Origin of the sequence: Paraoerskovia sediminicola, assembly GCF_030296575.1 — a bacterium.
Lineage (GTDB): Bacteria > Actinomycetota > Actinomycetes > Actinomycetales > Cellulomonadaceae > Paraoerskovia > Paraoerskovia sediminicola.
In genome coordinates, this window is sequence record NZ_AP027729.1 from 170,728 (window position 1) to 189,015 (window position 18,288).

General features: G+C 74.1%; 12 protein-coding genes and 4 pseudogenes. 10 read left to right on the plus strand and 6 right to left on the minus strand.

All coding sequences use genetic code 11. The features are described from left to right. Nucleotides 1–94: 94 nt before the first annotated feature. The 8 genes and pseudogenes from QUE47_RS00975 (at nucleotide 95) to efeB (ending at nucleotide 10,398) form a co-directional block, all read left to right on the plus strand. Complete coding sequence (locus QUE47_RS00975; protein WP_286218210.1) at nucleotides 95–1,327, plus strand: glycosyltransferase family protein; 1,233 nt, start codon at nucleotides 95–97, stop codon at nucleotides 1,325–1,327. Nucleotides 1,328–1,382: 55 nt separating this feature from the next. Further along, a pseudogene (locus QUE47_RS00980) lies at nucleotides 1,383–3,148 on the plus strand (DUF885 domain-containing protein). Further along, nucleotides 3,145–3,831, plus strand: a complete 687-nt coding sequence (locus QUE47_RS00985; RefSeq protein WP_286218211.1) for a Maf family protein — start codon at nucleotides 3,145–3,147, stop codon at nucleotides 3,829–3,831. The pseudogene QUE47_RS00980 and the gene QUE47_RS00985 overlap by 4 nt, the downstream one beginning before the upstream one ends. A 295-nt stretch (nucleotides 3,832–4,126) precedes the next feature. Continuing rightward, a pseudogene (locus tag QUE47_RS00990) lies at nucleotides 4,127–5,900 on the plus strand (acetyl/propionyl/methylcrotonyl-CoA carboxylase subunit alpha). Nucleotides 5,901–5,932: 32 nt separating this feature from the next. Beyond that, nucleotides 5,933–6,472: an NUDIX domain-containing protein gene (locus QUE47_RS00995; RefSeq protein WP_350227614.1), complete on the plus strand. Its 540-nt coding sequence runs from the start codon at nucleotides 5,933–5,935 to the stop codon at nucleotides 6,470–6,472. A 366-nt stretch (nucleotides 6,473–6,838) separates the two neighbouring features. Further along, nucleotides 6,839–7,738 carry an iron uptake transporter permease EfeU gene (gene efeU / locus QUE47_RS01000; protein WP_286218212.1) on the plus strand — a complete coding sequence of 300 codons (900 nt, stop codon included), beginning with the start codon at nucleotides 6,839–6,841 and terminating at the stop codon, nucleotides 7,736–7,738. Continuing rightward, entirely contained in the window at nucleotides 7,735–8,979 is a 1,245-nt protein-coding gene (gene efeO, locus QUE47_RS01005) for an iron uptake system protein EfeO (RefSeq protein WP_286218213.1), read from the plus strand. The genes efeU and efeO overlap by 4 nt, the downstream gene beginning before the upstream one ends. Nucleotides 8,980–9,294: 315 nt before the next feature. Continuing rightward, nucleotides 9,295–10,398: an iron uptake transporter deferrochelatase/peroxidase subunit gene (gene efeB / locus QUE47_RS01010; RefSeq protein WP_434019742.1), complete on the plus strand. Its 1,104-nt coding sequence runs from the start codon at nucleotides 9,295–9,297 to the stop codon at nucleotides 10,396–10,398. Between the two features lie 82 nt (nucleotides 10,399–10,480). On the opposite strand, the gene QUE47_RS01015 is transcribed toward efeB, so the two are convergent. Continuing rightward, on the minus strand, nucleotides 10,481–11,938 hold the full coding sequence (locus QUE47_RS01015; RefSeq protein ID WP_434019713.1) for an NAD(P)H-quinone dehydrogenase: 1,458 nt from the start codon (nucleotides 11,936–11,938) through the stop codon (nucleotides 10,481–10,483). A gap of 72 nt (nucleotides 11,939–12,010) precedes the next feature. On the opposite strand from QUE47_RS01015, the gene QUE47_RS01020 reads away from it, so the two are divergent. Next, a complete protein-coding gene (locus QUE47_RS01020; protein ID WP_286218214.1) occupies nucleotides 12,011–12,856 on the plus strand; it encodes a purine-nucleoside phosphorylase in 846 nt (281 codons plus the stop codon). 1 nt (nucleotide 12,857) lies between these two features. Next, nucleotides 12,858–14,671, plus strand: a pseudogene (locus QUE47_RS01025) (phospho-sugar mutase). A 7-nt stretch (nucleotides 14,672–14,678) separates the two neighbouring features. Here QUE47_RS01025 and QUE47_RS01030 read toward each other — a convergent pair. The 5 genes and pseudogenes from QUE47_RS01030 to QUE47_RS01050 form a co-directional block, all read right to left on the minus strand. Then, nucleotides 14,679–15,425: a siderophore-interacting protein gene (locus QUE47_RS01030; RefSeq protein ID WP_286219333.1), complete on the minus strand. Its 747-nt coding sequence runs from the start codon at nucleotides 15,423–15,425 to the stop codon at nucleotides 14,679–14,681. A 212-nt stretch (nucleotides 15,426–15,637) separates the two neighbouring features. Continuing rightward, nucleotides 15,638–16,350, minus strand: a pseudogene (gene deoC, locus QUE47_RS01035) (deoxyribose-phosphate aldolase). Then, the gene (locus QUE47_RS01040) at nucleotides 16,347–17,444 is read right to left on the minus strand and encodes an adenosine deaminase (RefSeq protein WP_286218215.1); all 1,098 of its coding nucleotides are present in this window, start codon (nucleotides 17,442–17,444) and stop codon (nucleotides 16,347–16,349) included. Before QUE47_RS01040 ends, deoC begins: the two are co-directional and overlap by 4 nt. Before the next feature lie 55 nt (nucleotides 17,445–17,499). Then, entirely contained in the window at nucleotides 17,500–17,829 is a 330-nt protein-coding gene (locus tag QUE47_RS01045) for a DUF202 domain-containing protein (protein WP_286218216.1), read from the minus strand. Nucleotide 17,830: 1 nt separating this feature from the next. After that, nucleotides 17,831–18,229 carry a YidH family protein gene (locus QUE47_RS01050; protein WP_286218217.1) on the minus strand — a complete coding sequence of 133 codons (399 nt, stop codon included), beginning with the start codon at nucleotides 18,227–18,229 and terminating at the stop codon, nucleotides 17,831–17,833. Between the last annotated feature and the right edge of the window lie 59 nt (nucleotides 18,230–18,288).

Genomic DNA, 18,288 nt, shown 5'->3' on the forward strand with positions numbered 1-18,288 from the left:
TTCACCTGCTGTTCCAGGACGCGACACCGACTCTTCCGCCTCCCCCACCGCGGAGTTCACTGCGCCGTCGCCCCGCGGACGTAGCGTCGCGGCCATGCGCAACCCCACCGGCTCCGGTCGTCCCCTCGTCTCGGTCGTCGTGACCCGAGGGACGTTCACCCCCACCGCGCCGTGGTCCCTCCGGGAGGCCCTCGGTCTCTCCGTCACCCGAGACACCCGAGGCACCCGCGACCGCACGCTCCGCCGGGTCGCCGAGAGCGACCTGGAGCTCGTGCTCGTCGACGACGGTCTCGCGGACGTCGCGCCGTCAGCCCTGGACGGGTCGGACCTGACGGACACGACAGCGATGACGGGCACGACAGGAATTGCAGGCGCGGCAGGCATGGCAGGCGCGGCCGACCTGGCCGACCTGGCACGCTCCGGGGCCGCCGTCGCGACCGTCTGCCACGCCCGGCCCGGGGACGTGGGCGGTGCCCGCACCGCAGGCGCCCAGGCGGCGCGCGGTCGCTTCGTGACGTTCCTCGAGCCGGGCGTCGTCTTCGCCCCCGGCCACCTCGACGCCCTGGTGCGGGCCATGGAGAGCCTCGGGTGCGACTACGCACGCTCGGCGAGCACGCTCCCGCGAACGATGCGCCTGCCGACGCTCGCACGGGGCCCCCACCAGGGCGTCGACACGCTCCTGGACCCCCGCTCGTCGATGCTGGCCTCACCCGAGACGGCGCTCGACCCCGATCCGGTCTGGACCGGTCTCTACGACCGCAGCCTCGCCGACGACGGGCTCCTCGACTTCCCGGAGGGTGTCGCCGGGGACCGCGCCTGGGCGGCGCGCCTCGCGCTGCGGTCTCGCACCTGGGCCCTCGTCACCACGCCGGGCGCGACCGGCCCGAGGGCCACGCTCTCCCCTGCCCAGGATCTGTGGTCGATGAGCAGGACGCTCGACGTCGTGCTCGCCGACCGTCGGGGCGCACCGCACCTGGGTGCGATCACCGAGACCATCGTCGAGCGTGCTGCGCAGCACCTGGACCGCGCCGGAGACACCCTCCTGGGTGGGACCCGCTCACCGCACCGCGCCTACCTGGCAGCCGCTCGCCGGGAGCAGCGCGATCTCCACGAGCAGGCGCGAGCGCTGCTCGCCGCGGTGCCCGGCCGGGCACTGACCCAGGCTCTGGGCGCCGCACCGGAGGGTCTGCGCCGCAGCCTCGCCCCGGTGCTGCCCCGCTCGCCCATCGGCGTGTTCCCGACGCGCTCGGTCCGGCGCACCATCGAGTCGGCGCCCCGCACCACCCGGAGCCCGTTCGCCGCGTCGCTGGTCCGGCGGCCCGCGTAGTGTCGGTGCGGTGACACCGACGCCCGACCGCGCCCCCACCCGCAATCCTTCCCGCATCCCCTCGCGCAGCCCTTCACACGGCCCTTCGCGCAGCCCTTCGACGATCGATGCGATCGCCGACGAGCACGTGCGGCGCTACGCCGCGCTCGACCCGATCGCCGCGACCGTCATGGGACTGAACGGGCACGACCACGAGCTGCCCGACCTCTCGCCCGCCGGCCACGCCGCGCGGGCCGAGCTGTGCCGGCAGACCTTGGACTCCTCGACGAGGTCGCCGCGCCCGGGGCACCTGAGCGCGTCGGCCAGAGCGACGAGACCGACCGGCTCGACGAGGTCGACGAGGTGACCCTCGCGGCGATGCGCGAGCGCCTCGGCCTCGAGCTCGAGCTGTACGCCGCGGGCGAGCAGCTCGCTGCGCTCAACGTGATCGAGTCGCCGCTCCAGAGCCTCCGGGACGTCTTCGACCTCATGCCCACCGGCACGGTCGAGGACTGGGAGGACGTCGCGTCCCGGCTCGAGGCCGTACCCGCGGCGCTCAGCGGCTACACGGCATCGCTGCGCGCGGCCGCGCAGGCCGGCCACGTGGCCGCCGTCCGGCAGGTCCGCGCGTGCGCCGACCAGGCGCGCGACCTCGCCGGGGACGACTCCTTCTTCACGTCGCTGGTCCGCGGGGATTCGGCGGCCTCGGTGCTCGACGACTCGGGCGCGTGCCAGCTGCTCCGCGGGAGGCTGGAGCTCGGGGCGCTCGGCGCCCGGGAGGCCTACGGACGGCTCGCGGTGTTCCTCGAGCGCGAGCTCGCGCCGCTCGCGCCCGAGGCTGACGCGGTCGGGCGGGAACGGTACGCGCTGGCGTCGCGCTGGTTCCTCGGGGCGGAGGTCGACCTCGACGAGACCTACGCGTGGGGACTCGCGCAGGTCGCCGAGATCGCCGCGGAGCAGGAGGCCGTCGCGGCGCAGATCGGCGGCCCGGGGACGTCGGTCGCCGAGGCTGTGGCACTGCTCGACGCCGACCCTGCACGGACGCTGGTGGGCACGGACGCGCTGCGTGCGTGGATGCAGGAGACCTCCGACGCGGCGATCGCGGCGCTCGACGGCACGCACTTCGACATCCCCGAGCCCCTGCACGCACTGGAGTGCCGCATCGCACCGACGAGCACGGGCGGCATCTACTACACGCCCCCGAACGACGACTTCTCCCGACCAGGGCGCATGTGGTGGTCCGTGCCCGAGGGCACGGACCGGTTCACCACCTGGCAGGAGCGGACGACGGTCTACCACGAAGGCGTCCCAGGTCACCACCTGCAGTGCGCCCAGGCGGTGCACGACCGCGACACCCTGAACACCTGGCGCAGGCTCGCGTGCTGGGTGTCGGGCCACGGCGAGGGCTGGGCGCTCTACGCGGAACGGCTGATGGCGGACCTCGGCTTCCTGGACGACCCGGGCGACCGGATGGGGATGCTCGACGCGCAGCGGCTGCGCGCGGCGCGCGTGGTGGTGGACATCGGCGTGCACCTCGGCCTGCCGGCGCCCACCTCGGTGGGCGGGGGCACGTGGGACGCCGCCAAGGCGTGGACCTACCTCAGGGAGAACGTCGCCCTCCCGGAGGCGACGCTCCGGTTCGAGCTCGACCGCTACCTCGGGTGGCCGGGGCAGGCGCCCTCGTACAAGGTCGGCCAGCGGCTCTGGGAGTCGGCGCGCGACGACGCAGCCTCGGCCGCACGGGCCCGCGGCGCGGAACTCGACCTCCGCGAGTTCCACGCCCGCGCCCTCGGGCTCGGGTCCGTCGGGCTCGACGTCCTGCGCGAGGCGGTGGCCCGATGACGCTCGTCCTCGGTTCCCGCTCCCCGGCGCGTCTCGCCACGCTGCGCGCCGCGGGCGTCGAGCCGGCCGTGCGCGTCTCGCACGTCGACGAGGACCGGGTGCTCGCCGACGCCCGAGCCGCGGCCGCGCCGTCCGCCCTCGCCCCGGTCGACGCCGTGCTCGGGCTCGCCCGGGCCAAGGCGGAGACGGTGCTGGCAGCGCTGGCCGCCGCGCCGCTCACGCCGGACGAGCGTACGAGCCTCTCCCCGACGGGCCCGCAGGGCACGGGAACCCCGGTCGACGTGGTCGTGGGGTGCGACTCGATGCTCGAGCTCGACGGCGACGTGCTCGGCAAGCCCACTGACGCCGAGGACGCGCGCGAGCGGTGGCTGGCCATGCGCGGACGCACCGGCACCCTGCACTCCGGCCACTGCGTCCTGACGACCGACGGTCGCAGCAGCGCGGCCACGAGCTCGACCCGCGTCACGTTCGCCGACGTCGGCGACGACGAGATCGACGCGTACGTGGCCACCGGTGAACCGCTCGAGGTGGCCGGCGCGTTCACGGTGGACGGGCTGGGCGGCGCGTTCGTCGAGTCGATCGAGGGCGACCACCACGGGGTCGTGGGGATCAGCCTGCCGCTGCTGCGGCGGCTGCTCGCGGAGATCGACGTCCCCTGGGTGGGACTCTGGTCGCGAGGCTGACCGAGCGTCGCGCGGCAACGGCACAGGCCAGCACGGACACCGGCACGGGCGTGGCACGGGCGTGCACAGGCACCGCACGGCCACCGCACGAGCACCGCACGGCCACCGGCGATCCTTGTCGGGAGGGCACAACGCTCGGCCGGGCCCCCGACGCCACGGCGCCCGCACCTGTGGCATCCCGACAAACGGACCCGGAGGCGGTTGGGCGCATCCCCAATCTTGCGGGAGCGCACGGGTCCTACGTGTGAGCACCCCCGCCGACGCGTTACCGTGAGCCGTGCCCACGACCTCCCGCATCACCAAGGTGCTCGTCGCGAACCGCGGCGAGATCGCCGTCCGCATCGTCCGCGCCTGCTCCGACGCCGGGATCTCCTCCGTGGCGGTGTACGCCGACCCGGACCGTGAGTCCGTGCACGTCGCGCTCGCCGACGAGGCCTACGCGCTCGCCGGGGTCCGTGCCGCCGAGACGTACCTGGACATCACCAAGCTCATCGACGTCGCGCGCCGCTCCGGTGCCGACGCCGTGCACCCCGGGTACGGGTTCCTCTCCGAGCGCGCCGACTTCGCCCAGGCCGTCACCGACGCCGGGCTCATCTGGATCGGTCCTCCCCCGGCGGCCATCGAGGCTCTCGGCGACAAGGTGAGCGCGCGCCACATCGCGGAGCGCGCCGGCGCGCCGCTCGTCCCCGGGACGAAGGACCCGGTGGCCGACGCTGCCGAGATCCACGCGTTCGCCGCCGAGCACGGCCTCCCCTCGCCATCAAGGCCGCCTACGGCGGCGGCGGTCGAGGGATCAAGGTCGTGCGCGAGGCCGCCGAGATCGACGAGCTGTTCGAGTCCGCCGTCCGCGAGGCCGTCGCCAACTTCGGGCGCGGCGAGTGCTTCGTGGAGCGGTACCTCGACGAGCCGCGGCACGTGGAGACCCAGTGCCTCGCGGACGCCCACGGCGGCGTCGTCGTCGTGTCGACCCGCGACTGCTCGCTGCAGCGCAGGCACCAGAAGCTCGTCGAGGAGGCACCCGCCCCGTTCCTCTCCGCGGAGCAGGAGGCCGAGCTCTACCGCGCGTCGGAGGCGATCCTGCGCGAGGCCGGGTACGTCGGCGCCGGGACGTGCGAGTTCCTCGTCGGCCGGGACGGCACGATCTCGTTCCTCGAGGTGAACACGCGCCTCCAGGTCGAGCACCCGGTGAGCGAGGAGGTGACCGGGATCGACCTCGTGCGTGAGCAGTTCCGGCTCGCCGAGGGCGAGGCGCTCGGCTACGCGAACCCCGCCGTGCGCGGGCACTCGTTCGAGTTCCGCATCAACGGCGAGGACCCGGGCGCCGGGTTCATGCCGTCGCCCGGCCGCGTGACCAGGCTCCGGCTGCCGTCAGGCCCCGGCGTCCGCGTCGACTCGGGGATCGTCGAGGGCGACACCATCTCCGGCGCCTTCGACTCGATGATCGCCAAGCTCGTCGTCACCGGCTCGACCCGGGAGCAGGCCGTGCAGCGTTCGCGGCGCGCGCTGCGCGAGCTGGAGATCGGCGGCATCCCGACCGTGGTCCCGTTCCACCGCGCGGTCCTGGACTCCACGGACTTCGTCCCCACCGACGGCTCGGCGTTCCGCGTCCACACCCGGTGGATCGAGACGCAGTTCGCCGACACGGTCGCCGCCCTCGCCCCGGCTCCCGCCCCCGAGGCGACCGACGACGAGCCCACACCGATCGCGACGGAGCGCGTCGTCGTCGAGGTCGGCGGCAAGCGCCTCGAGGTCGTCCTCCCGGCCGGGCTCGGTGGTGCGGCCGGTCGCGCACGGTCGGCGAACGCCGCCCGCCGGCCCGCCCGCCGCGCCGCGGCGAAGGCCGCCGCCTCGTCGGCCACGACCCTCACCTCCCCATGCAGGGCACGATCGTCAAGGTCGCCGTCGAGGACGGCGCCCAGGTCACCGAGGGCGACCTGGTGGTCGTGCTCGAGGCGATGAAGATGGAGCAGCCGCTCGTCGCGCACCGGACCGGGACCGTCAAGTCCCTGGCGGCGGCGGTGGGCACGGGCGTCAGCTCCGGCACCGCGATCTGCGAGATCGTCGACTGAGCCCCGAGGCCGGCGGTGGGAGAATCGACCCCGTGACGATCCCCACCGTCCCGCACGACCCGGACCAGCCCGCGGGCCCGCCCGCGCGTCATCTCCAGCCCGGGGACGGCTGGGTGGAGTGCGACTGCGGCGGCAGGCACTGGGGACTGTTCGGCGCGGCCGGGCTCATGCTCGTGCGACGAACGGCGGGAGAAGTCGTGTCGGTCGTCCTCCAGCACCGCGCGGTCTGGAGCGACCAGGGCGGCACCTGGGCCCTGCCCGGCGGTGCACGGAACCCCGACGAGTCGGCCGAGGCCGGCGCACTGCGCGAGGCCCGCGAGGAGGCCGGGATCGACGCCGACGACATCGTCGTGCTCGGCACGTCGGTCGTGGACCACGGGGCCTGGTCCTACACGACGGTGATCGCGCAGGAGACGCCCGGCGCGGACGTCGTGCCCGCGGTCACGGACGCCGAGAGCATCGACGTGCGGTGGGTGCCGGTGGACGACGTCGCCCGCCTGCCCCTGCTCGCCGCCTTCGCCGCCGCCTGGCCGGGTCTGCGTGCGCGGCTCGAGACCGACCCGGAGGGCTGACAGAACCGCCAGCACGACCGGCACGGCCAGCACCGCCACCATGTATGGCACCGCCGAGACTCCTGGTCCACCCAGCACAACCCCCGCACGCCCCTCGATCGCCCCTCGACCACCCAGCACCACCCCTACCGGTGGTCCGTTGCGCGAGACGCCTGTTCCACGATCCGCTCCCGAGGGAGTATGGTCCTCACGTTAGGCCAGGCGAGCCTTACGTAGGTTCGCCTCAACTGACCCGAGCGTGACGAGACCGACCCGGGGGACGGCGCAGCCTGCCCGCACGAGCCGCGCCTCGGACGCTCCGCAGGACCGACCAGCGCAGGTCGGACAGACCAGCCGTACAGACCAGCAGTACCCAGGGGGACCACCATGCTCGCGAACTTCCTCATCGGCCTGCGCGAGGGCCTGGAGGCCGCGCTCGTGGTCGGGATCCTGGTCGCGTACCTCGTCAAGAGCGGTCGCCGCGACCTGCTCCCACAGCTGTGGACCGGCATCTCGATCGCCGTCGCCGCGTCGCTCGCGTTCGGCGCGCTCCTGACCTTCGGCCCTCAGGGGCTGACGTTCGAGGCGCAGGAGGCGATCGGCGGCACCCTCTCGATCCTCGCCGTCGGGCTCATCACCTGGATGATCTTCTGGATGGGGCGCACCGCCCGGTACCTGAAGCGCGACCTGCACGGACGGCTCGACGACGCGGTGTCCGCCGGACGGTGGGCGGTGCTCGTCATGGCGATGCTCGCCGTGGGCCGTGAGGGGCTGGAGACCGCGCTCTTCCTGTGGGCCGGCGCCCAGGCCACGGGAGCCTCGACGCGGCCGTTGCTCGGCGCCGTCCTCGGCCTGGCCGTCGCGATCGCCCTGGGCTGGCTCGTCTACCGGGGTGCCGTGCGCCTGAACCTGCGCGTCTTCTTCTCCTGGACCGGCCTCGCCCTGATCGTCATCGCCGCAGGCGTCCTCGCCTACGGCGTCCACGACCTCCAGGAGGCCGGGATCCTGCCCGGTCTGAACTCCCTGGCCTTCGACGTCTCGGAGCAGGTCCCGCCGTCGAGCTGGTACGGCACGCTCCTCAAGGGGATCTTCAACTTCTCGCCCGCGACGACGTGGCTCGAGCTCGCGGCCTGGCTGGCCTACCTCGTCCCGACCCTGACCATCTATGTCCGCACCGTCTGGTTCTCGGCGCCCGCTGCGAAGGGCGGCGTCCCCGTGGCGCCCTCCTCGACGCCTGCCGCCGAGGTGCCGGACGGCGCCACCACCACCGGAGGAACCTCCCGATGAGCTCGACCACCCTCACGCCGTCCCGGGCGACCGCGGCCCGACGCACCGCCCCGGCGGTCCTCACGGTCGCGGGCCTGCTGCTCGCGGTCACGGCCTGCACCCCGAACGACGCCCCGGCGGCAGCCGGCGGCGACGGAGCCTCCGGGAGCACGACGCTCGAGGTCAGCTCGACGGCCGACGCCTGCGACGTGTCGGCCGCCGAGGCGCCCTCGGGCCACGTGATCTTCGAGGTCACGAACGACGGCGACCAGGTCACGGAGTTCTACCTGCTCGCCGAGGACGGCCTGCGCATCGTCTCCGAGGTCGAGAACATCGGCCCGGGCATCACCCGCGACCTCGTGCTGACCGCGAAGCCCGGCTCGTACCAGACCTCGTGCAAGCCCGGGATGGTCGGCGACGGGATCCGCGCGGACTTCACCGTGACGGACTCCGGCGCGGACGTCGCGCCGACCGGTGAGCTCGCCGAGCAGGTCGATGCGGCGGTCACGAACTACGTCGCGTACATCAAGGACCAGACGGAGCAGCTCCTCGCGGGGACGCAGGAGTTCGTCGACGCCTACGTCGCCGAGGACGACGACGCCGCGCGCGAGCTGTACGCGCCGGTGCGCGTCCACTGGGAGCGCATCGAGCCCGTGGCCGAGTCCTTCGGCGACCTCGACCCGATGATGGACCTGCGCGAGGCGGACCTCGAGGAGGGCCAAGAGTGGACGGGCTGGCACCTCCTGGAGAAGGACCTCTGGGCGCCCGACGCCGACGCGAACGGCGGCGAGGAGTACGTCGCCCTCACCGACGAGGAGCGCTCGGCCTACGCCGAGAAGCTCATGACCGACACGCAGGACCTCTACGACCGCACGCACGACGCGGCGTTCGCGGAGCAGATCGACGCCGCCACGATCGGCAACGGCGCGAAGGGCCTCCTCGACGAGGTCGCGACCGGGAAGGTCACCGGCGAGGAGGAGATCTGGTCGCACACCGACCTGTGGGACTTCCAGGCCAACGTGGACGGCGCCAAGGTCGCCTACGACGGGCTGCGGGACGTCGTCCTCGCCAAGGACGAGGACCTCGCCGGCACGCTGGACGCGCGTTTCGAGGAGATCCAAGGACTGCTCGACGCCCAGAAGGACGGTGACGGGTTCGTGCTCTACACCGACCTCACCGACGACCAGGTGCGCGAGCTCTCGACCGCCGTCGACGCGCTCGGCGAGCCGCTGTCCCAGCTGACGGCCGCCGTCGTCCTCTGAGGGACCACCGATGACCGACGCACCCGCGGGAGGGGCAGGGGCGGCCTCGCAGCCCGCCCCGCCCCCTGACGACGACGCGCAGGGCGCCCAGGGCTCCCGTGGCGCGCGCTCACCCCGCGCCTTCTCCCGCCGAGCGCTGCTCGGCGGGATGGCGGGGGCGCTCGGGGCGGGGGTCGCCGCGGGGTTCGTCAGCGGCACCACGGTCGCGAACGCCTCCCCGGCCCGGTCCCCGGCGCGACCGGCGCCGGGGACGGGGCGACGTACCCCTTCACGGGGGCGCACCAGTCGGGCATCGTCACCCCCGTCCAGGACCGGCTGCACTTCGCCGCGTTCGACGTCACGACGTCGGACCGTGACGAGCTGATCGGCCTGCTGCGGGAGTGGACGTTCGCCGCGGACAGGATGACGCAGGGCCTCCCGGCCGGGGAGTACGGCGCCGACTCGGGGCCGTACGACGCACCGCCGGACGACACGGGCGAGGCCCAGGAGCTCTCGGCCTCGGGGCTGACCATCACCTTCGGGTTCGGCCCGAGCCTGTTCACCGACGCGAACGGCGACGACCGCTTCGGGCTGGCGGGCCGCCGTCCGGCGCTGCTCGAGGACCTCCCCCACTTCCCGGCGGACATGCTGGAGGACGCCAGGACGGGCGGGGACCTCGCCGTCCAGGCCTGCGCGGACGACCCTCAGGTCGCCGTCCACGCGATCCGCAACCTGTCGCGGATCGCGTTCGGACGGGCGGCCGTGCGGTGGAGCCAGCTCGGGTACGGGCGCACGTCGACCACGTCGACCAGCCAGACGACGCCCCGGAACCTGTTCGGCTTCAAGGACGGCACCGCGAACCTCAAGGCCGAGGAGCCGGAGGCCGTCGACGACCACGTCTGGGTCGACGCGGCCGACGACGCGGGCGCCTCCTGGCTCGCCGGCGGCTCGTACCTCGTCGCGCGGCGCATCCGGATGACCATCGAGACCTGGGACCGCTCGTCGCTGCGCGAGCAGGAGGCGATCGTCGGGCGCACCAAGGGCGCCGGGGCGCCGCTGTCGGGCGGGGACGAGTTCACCGAGCCGGATTTCGAGGCGACCGGTCGCGACGACGTCCCGCTCATCGACCCGTCGTCGCACGTCGCGCTGGCGCACCCGTCGGCCAACGGCGGGGCCCGCATGCTCCGGCGCGGGTACAACTACACGGACGGCTCCGACGGGCTCGGCAGGCTCGACGCAGGCCTGTTCTTCATCGCCTACGTCCGCGACCCGGCGACGCAGTACATCCCCATGCAGAACAGCCTGTCGCGCAACGACACGATGATGGAGTACCTGCGCCACACCGGGTCCGGCCTGTGGGCCGTCCCCCGCGGCGTGCCGGACGGCGCGTCCCTGGGCGGCGCCGACGGCGCCTTCGTGGGGCAGCAGCTCTTCGCCTGACCTGCGCTCACCGGACCCGATCCCCGTGCCTCCGGGAGAGCGGGGTCGGCATGCTCTCGAGCGCCGCAGCTCTCCTGCGGTCTCAGGCTATGCGGTGGTGCAGCATCCGTGCGACCTCGGCGATCGAGCCGCTGAGCGACGGGTAGATGGTGAACGCCTCGGCGACGTCGTCGACCGTGAGCCGGTGCGAGACCGCGAGCGTGATCGGGAAGATCAGCTCGCTCGCCCGCGGCGCCACGACGACCCCGCCGTAGACCACCCCCGCGTCCGGGTGCGCGAACAGCTTCACGAACCCGTCCTGCATGCCCATCATCTTCGCGCGGGGGTTCCGTGCGAGCGGCAGCATCGCGGACACGTACTTGACCCCGGCTTCCTCGAGGCCGGCCTCCGAGTAGCCGACCGTGGCGATCTCGGGTGCCGTGAAGATGTTCGCGGCCACCGTCCGCAGGCGGATCGGGCTCACCGCGTCGCCCAGCGCGTGCGCCATCGCGACCCGGCCCTGCATCGCGGCCACCGAGGCCAGCGGGAGCACGCCGGTGCAGTCCCCCGCCGCGTACACGCCGCGCGCGGTCGTCCTGGAGACCTTGTCGACGCGCACGTGGCCCCGCTCGGTGAGCTCGACGCCGGCCTCCTCGAGGCCGATCCCCACCGTCGAGGGAACGGAGCCGACGGCGAGCAGGACGTGCGAGCCCTCGAGGACGCGACCGTCGGCGAGGGTCACCTCCACACCTGTCTCGGTCCGTCGGGCCGACTCGGCCCGGGACCGGGAGCACACCGTCATCCCGCGGGTGCGGAACACGTTCTCGATGAGCTCGGCGGCGTCGGCGTCCTCGCCCGGGAGCACGCGGTCCCGGCTCGAGACGAGCGTCACCTGCGCACCGAGCGCGTGGTACGCCCCGGCGAACTCGGCCCCCGTCACGCCCGAGCCGACCACGATCAGGTGCTCAGGCAGCTCCGTGAGCGAGTAGAGCTGCGTCCAGCTCAGGATGCGCTCGCCGTCCGGGACGGCGTCGGGCAGCACGCGGGGCGTCGCACCGAGGGCGAGCAGCACGACGTGCGCGTCGAACCGCTCCTCGGAGCCGTCCGCGCTGCGCGCGACCACGTCGGTCGGGCCGTCCAGCCGGCCGTCCGCGATGACGACCCGAACACCCTCCCGCTCCAGCCGGCCGCGGATGTCCGCGGACTGCGCGGCCGCGAGCGCCCGGACCCGGGTGTTGACGACGTCGAGGTCGACGGACGCGTCCTTGCCCAGGGCCGCGGCGGCACCGGGCCGGATCCCCAGGCCGGCCGCGAACTCGGCGTTGGTCATCCACTCCGCGGTGGCGATGAGGGTCTTCGAGGGGACGACGTCGGTGAGGACGGCGGCACCGCCGAGCCCGGCGCGCTCGATCACCGTGACGTCGGCGCCGAGGCGACGGGCCACCAGGGCCGCCTCGTACCCGCCGGGACCTCCCCGAGGACGACGACGCGGCTGGACAGCATGGGAGGGGTGTCGATGCTCACGGGGCCATTCTGACGGTCCGCGGGCCGCAGAGCACATCCGCCGACCTGTGGCGGCTCACGGACCGCCCGGAGGGAGCGGACCGGGCCGTTAGGGAATAGCGTGGCAGCCATGACGAACCACGTACCGGACGCACTCGACGACCCCACGACGGACCCGTTCGCCGTCGCCCGTGACGCGGCGGAGCACATCGCCGGTGCCACCGGGATCGACCACCACGACCTGGCTCTCGTCCTAGGGTCCGGCTGGGGCGCGGCGGCCGACCTCGTGGGCGAGACGGTCGCCGAGATCCCCACCCACGAGATCCCCGGGTTCACCCGACCCGCGGTGGCGGGGCACGGTTCGACGACCCGCTCGATCCGGATCGAGCGCCCGGACGGACAGGTGCGGCACGCGCTGGTCCTCGGGTCCCGGACCCACCTCTACGAGGGCCGCGGCGTGCGCCGCGTCGTCCACGGGGTCCGCACGGCCGCAGCGACCGGTGCGGGGTCCATCGTCCTCACGAACGGGTGCGGCGGCCTGCACCCGTCCTGGCGACCCGGGACCCCTGTCCTGATCAAGGACCACCTGAACCTCACCGCGACCTCGCCCCTGGAGGGCGCGACGTTCGTCGACCTGACCGACGTGTACAGCCCGCGGCTGCGCGAGCTCGCCCGGTCGGTGGACGACTCGCTCGCCGAGGGTGTGTACGCCCAGTTCCCCGGGCCCCACTACGAGACGCCCGCCGAGGTGCGCATGGCCGGGGTGCTCGGCGCCGACCTCGTCGGGATGTCCACCACGCTCGAGGCCATCGCGGCGCGGCACTGCGGCCTCGACGTGCTCGGGATCTCGCTGGTGACGAACCTCGCGGCCGGGATCGGGGTCCACGCCCTCTCGCACGAGGAGGTCATCGAGGCGGGTCGCGAGGCCGGACCACGGATCAGCGCGCTGCTGGCCTCGATCGTGGGGAGGATCTGAGATGAACCCGGAGACGAGCGACGAGGACGTCCCGTTCCGTCCCGGCTACTGGCCGGGCTCCGACGTGGACGAGCTGCTCGAGCGCGCCGAGGCGTGGTCGGCGGCCGACCCCGACCCCGACGACCAGAACGCCCTGCTCGCGCTGGTGGCGCGGGTGCGGGACACGGAGCCCCGGCGGCGCGACATCCGGCGTGCGGCGCTGGACGAGCTCCGCGACCGGTTCTCGGGCACGCTCGCGTTCGGCACCGCGGGTCTGCGCGGGCGCATGGCCGCCGGACCGAACCGGATGAACCGGGCGGTGGTGATCAGGGCCGCGGCCGGGCTCGGTGCGTACCTGCTCGAGACCGTCGACACGACCGACCGACCCGCACGGGTCACCGTCGGCTTCGACGCGCGCCACCACTCGCGCACGTTCGCCCTCGACACCGCCGCGGTCCTCACGGCCGCGGGGCTCGAGGTGCACGTGCTGCCGCGCGCCCTCCCGACCCCGGTCCTCGCCTTCAGCGTGCAGCACCTGGACGCCGACGCCGGCGTCATGGTCACGGCGAGCCACAACCCGCCCGCCGACAACGGGTACAAGGTGTACCTCGGTGGCCGTGCCGTCGAGGCGAGCGGTCGCGGCGCGCAGATCGTCCCGCCCCACGACACGGGGATCGCCGGTCACATCGACGCCGCCCCGGTCGCGGCCGAGGTGCCGCGCGCCGGGTCCGGGTGGACCGTCCTGGGCGACGACGTCGTCCGCGCCTACCTCGACGCCGTCGGCCGCTGGTCGGACGGCGCCCCGCGCCGCCTGCGCATCGTCACCACCGCGCTGCACGGGGTCGGGGACGCGCTGACGTCCGCCGCGCTCCGCGAGGCGGGGTTCACCGACGTCGTCCCGGTCGAGGAGCAGCAGCATCCCGACCCGGAGTTCAGCACCGTGTCGTTCCCCAACCCCGAGGAGCCGGGCGCGATCGACCTGTCCCTCGCCCTCGCCCAGGACACCGGTGCCGACCTGGTGATCGCCAACGACCCCGACGCCGACCGGTGCGCGGTCGCGGTGCTCGACCGCGGCACCGGCACGTACCAGGGCGCCGAGACGGCCCGGAGCAACGGCTGGCGCATGCTCCACGGCGACGAGGTCGGCGCACTCCTCGGTGAGGAGATGGCGTCGCGCGCGGCGCCCGGGTCGGTCCTCGCGAGCTCGGTGGTCTCGTCGCGGCTGCTCTCCCGGATCGCTGCGGCCCACGGCCTCACCCACCGGACGACCCTCACGGGGTTCAAGTGGATCTCGCGCGTCGAGGGGCTGGCCTTCGGGTACGAGGAGGCGCTCGGCTACTGCGTCGACCCGGCCGTGGTCCGGGACAAGGACGGGATCAGCGCCGGGCTCGTCGTGGCGCAGGTCGCGAACCGGCTGGCCGCCGCCGGCAGCTCGATCCCCGACGCGCTCGACGACCTGGCCCGGACGCACGGCCTGTACCTGACCGACCAGGTCTCCGCCCGGTTCACGGACCTCACCCAGATCGGCTCGACGATGGAGGGCCTGCGGGGGCGCCCCCGACGGCCCTCGCCGGCTCGGCGGTCACGACCACCGTCGACCTCTCGGACGGGTACGACGGGCTCCCGCCCACCGACGGGATCCTGCTGCTCACCGAGGACGACGACCGGGTCATCGTGCGCCCCAGCGGGACCGAGCCCAAGGTCAAGTGCTACCTCGAGGTCGTGCTGCCCGTCGCACCGGACGCGTCGCACGACCAGGTCGGTGCCGCGAGGTCCCAGGCCAGGGCGCGGCTCGACCGGCTCGCCGTCGACGTCCGCAGCACCCTGGGCCTCTGACGTCCGGTCAGGCTCCGGCCAGCACCTTCGCCTCGTCCTGCTCGACACCAGCGGCCCAGTCGCGCTTCTCGGCGCGCCAGGCCTCGTCGTCCCGCCCGAGGCGCCAGTACCCCGACGCGGAGAGCGACGCCGGGCCCACCCCGGCGGCGCGCAGCGCCCGGCGCACGATCCGGACCGACCCGGCCTCGCCGTGGAGGAACACCTGGGGGTCCCCTCCGTGCTCGCTGCGGAGCGCGTCCAGGTCGAGGGCGTCGACGGCAGCCACGAGCGCGTCCCCGGTCGGCTCGGCCGGGCGCTCGTCGCGGCGGACCCACCGCAGGTCGAGGTGGCCCGGCGACGTGAACGGGATCTCGTCGCCCGCCGACCCGACCTCGACGAGCGCGACGACCGGCGTCCCGGGTGCCACGGCCTCTGCTGCGGCCGCGATCGCGGGCAGCGCTGTCTCGTCGCCGATCAGCAGGTGCCAGTCGGCTGCGGGGTCGGGCGCGTAGCCGCCGCCCGGTCCTCGCACCAGCACCCGGTCGCCCACCTCGGCGCGCGCGGCCCACGGCCCCGCGATCCCCTGGTCGCCGTGCACGACGAAGTCGACCGCCATCTGCGAGCGCGCGACGTCCCAGGCGCGGATCGTGTAGGTCCGCATCGGCGGGCGCTCCGCGTCGCCGTGCTCGGGGAAGAGGAGCTTCACGTAACGATCGGTGTACGGCCCCGGGTCCAGCGCCTCCAGATCCGGTCCGCCGAGCACGAGCCGGACCATCGACGGGGTCAGGCGCTCCCGGGAGACCACGATCGCCTCCTTGGGCGGAGCGGTCGACCGTCGTGCCTGCACGGCGAGCCCGGCGGTCGGGCCGGCCTGACCACCGGCGGGCGCGTTCGAGGGGTCTGACGACGGATCGGACGATGCGAGCACGCGGGACCTCCGGTTCGAGAGCAGTCAGGCTAGCCTAACCTGATCTCGGACCGCGGTCGTCAGTAGCCGCCGTCGGACGCCTCCGCAGGGGCCGCGCCGTCGAACCCGTCCAGCACCGCCGCCGTCCCCGACAGCCCGAGGCGGGTCGCACCGTGCTCGATCATCGCGAGCGCGTCGGCGAGCGTGCGCACCCCGCCCGAGGCCTTGACCCCGAGGCGTCCGCCGACCGTCTCCGCCATGATCGACACGGCGTGCGTCGACGCCCCACCGGCCGGGTGGAACCCGGTCGACGTCTTCACGAAGTCCGCGCCGGCGGACTCGGCCGCCCGGCACGCCTCGATGATCCCGTGGTCCGTGAGCGCTGCCGACTCGATGATCACCTTCAGCACCCGGTCACCGGGGACCGAGGCCCGCACCGCCGCGATGTCGGCCTGGACGTACTCCCACTCCCCGCGCGCGCCGCGCCGAGGTCGATCACCATGTCGACCTCGTCCGCACCGTCACGGATCGAGCGCGCGGCCTCGGCCGCCTTGACGTCGCTGTGGTGCTTGCCCGACGGGAACCCGCACACGGTCGCGACGGCGAGACCCCGGTCGCGGGTCGCCGCCGCATCGAGCGGGAGCATCGACGGGGACACGCAGACCGAGAACACGCCGAGGGCGACGCCCTCCTCCACGAGGGCGGCGACGTCGTCCGACGACGCCTCGGGCTTGAGCAGGGTGTGGTCGACGAACCGCGCGAGCGCGGCACGGTCGAGCGGTGCGGTGGTCACAGCTGTGCTCCTTCGATGGCCTGGTACCCGGGCAGGATCACGTCGTCCACGAGCGCCCGGCGCTCGTCGTGGTGGATGAACGCGCTCCACGCCGCCGTGATGGTGACGTCGGCGAGGTCGTCGATGGTCCACCCGGCCTCGCGCACGAGGCGCGTCATCTCGTTGGTCATCGACGTCCGCGACATGAGGCGGTTGTCGGTGTTGAGCGTGACGGCGAAGTCGAGCTCCTTGAGCCGGGTGATCTGGTGCTCCGCGATCGTCGGCGCGACCCCGGTCTGCAGGTTCGAGCAGGGGCAGAGCTCGAGGGGGATCTGGTGGTCGCGGACCCAGTGCGCGAGGCTCCCGAGGGTCGCGACGCCGTCCGTGTGGTCGAGGTCGATGTCCTCGACGATCCGCGCACCGTGCCCGAGCCGGTCCGCCTGGCCCAGGTGGACCGCCTCCGCGATCGACTCGAGCCCGGCCGCCTCGCCGGCGTGGATCGTGACCGGGAAGTCCGCGTCCGCGAGATAGCGCCAGATCTCGGGGTGGCGGGACGGCGGGAACCCGTCCTCGGCGCCCGCGATGTCGAGCCCCACGACGCCCGCGTCCCGGTTGGCGACGGCGAGCTCGGCGATCTCCTGCCACCGGTCCGCGTGCCGCATCGCCGTGACGATCTGACCGACGCGGATCACCCGGCCGCCGCTCGCCGCGAGCTCGATCCCCTCGACGATCCCGGCCTGCACGGCGTCCACCGTGTCCTGCAGGCCGAGACCGCCCCGCAGGTGCTGCTCGGGGGCCCAGCGCAGCTCCGCGTAGACGACGCCGTCGGCGGCCAGGTCGAGCACGGCCTCTCGGGCGACCCGGTGCAGCGCGGCCGCCGTCTGCATGACGGCGATCGTGTGGTCGAAGGTCTCGAGGTAGCGGACCAGCGAGCCGGAGTCGGCCGACTCCTGGAACCAGTCGGCGAGCGCCTCGGGGTCGTCCGTCGGCAGGTCGTGCCCCGCGTCGGCCGCGAGCTCGATGACCGTCTGCGGCCGCAGCCCGCCGTCGAGATGGTCGTGCAGCAGGACCTTGGGCAGCTGGGCGAGGTGCGCCTCGAGCTCGGTGGGAGTCATGGGTGCCACGCTACCCGGGGGCACGGCGTGACACCGCCCGGCACGGTACCGCCGGCTATCCCAGCACCACGAGGGAGGTGACGGCCGTGGTCGCCCCGAGGAGACCCAGCGCGACCACGAGCCAGACGACCCGGGACAGGAACCCCCAGCTCCGCAGCCGGCCGTGGGCCGGCAGGTCCCCGTCCGGGATCCGCAGGACGATCGGGAGCATGGCCGCCACGGCGACGCCCGCCGCCGCGACGGCCAGCACGGGCCGGTCGAGCCGCACGGCCGTCGCCGCGAGCACGAGCGAGCCCACCGTCACCGACAGGACGGTCCGCTGCCACGCGAGCGCGGTCCGCTCGGGCTGCAGGCCCGGGTCTCGCTCCCGGGGGTCGGCCGGCACGTCAGGCCAAGGCCTCGACGACCGCGTACGCGGCGAGGCCGAGGCCGAACGCGACGACCCCCACCACGAGCACCGGGAGCGCCCTGGGCGACGGCAGCGGCTCGTCGCGCCGCAGCGCACGCTCGTTCCGCGCCCACGACACGAGGGCCCAGATGCTCAGCGACGCGCCGGCGAGGCACGCGACGGCGGCGACGACGTCGAGGACACCGGAGAGGTCCGCGAACGTGGCGAACGACGTCAGGGCGATCCCGCCCGCGACGAGGCTGAGACCGGTGCGCACCCATGCGAGCGCCGTGCGCTCGTTGGCGAGGCTGAAGCGCGCGTCGGGCTCGGTCCCGACCTCGTAGACCGAGCGGGGCCTGCGACGGTCCGGCTGCGGGGGGACGTGGTCGTCGGTCACGGGTGCGGCATCCTCTCGTCGCGCGGCGGTGCAGCCCGCCGCGCAGCAGGTCGTTCGGA

Bases quoted from the DNA above. Each gene is read 5' to 3' on its own strand.
- QUE47_RS00975 (WP_286218210.1), top strand. From the start codon at position 95: ATGCGCAACCCCACCGGCTCCGGTCGTCCCCTCGTCTCGGTCGTCGTG.
- QUE47_RS00985 (WP_286218211.1), top strand. From the start codon at position 3,145: ATGACGCTCGTCCTCGGTTCCCGCTCCCCGGCGCGTCTCGCCACGCTG.
- efeU (WP_286218212.1), top strand. From the start codon at position 6,839: ATGCTCGCGAACTTCCTCATCGGCCTGCGCGAGGGCCTGGAGGCCGCG.
- efeO (WP_286218213.1), top strand. From the start codon at position 7,735: ATGAGCTCGACCACCCTCACGCCGTCCCGGGCGACCGCGGCCCGACGC.
- QUE47_RS01015 (WP_434019713.1), bottom strand. From the start codon at position 11,938: ATGTGCTCTGCGGCCCGCGGACCGTCAGAATGGCCCCGTGAGCATCGA.
- QUE47_RS01020 (WP_286218214.1), top strand. From the start codon at position 12,011: ATGACGAACCACGTACCGGACGCACTCGACGACCCCACGACGGACCCG.
- QUE47_RS01030 (WP_286219333.1), bottom strand. From the start codon at position 15,425: ATGGTCCGGCTCGTGCTCGGCGGACCGGATCTGGAGGCGCTGGACCCG.
- QUE47_RS01040 (WP_286218215.1), bottom strand. From the start codon at position 17,444: ATGACTCCCACCGAGCTCGAGGCGCACCTCGCCCAGCTGCCCAAGGTC.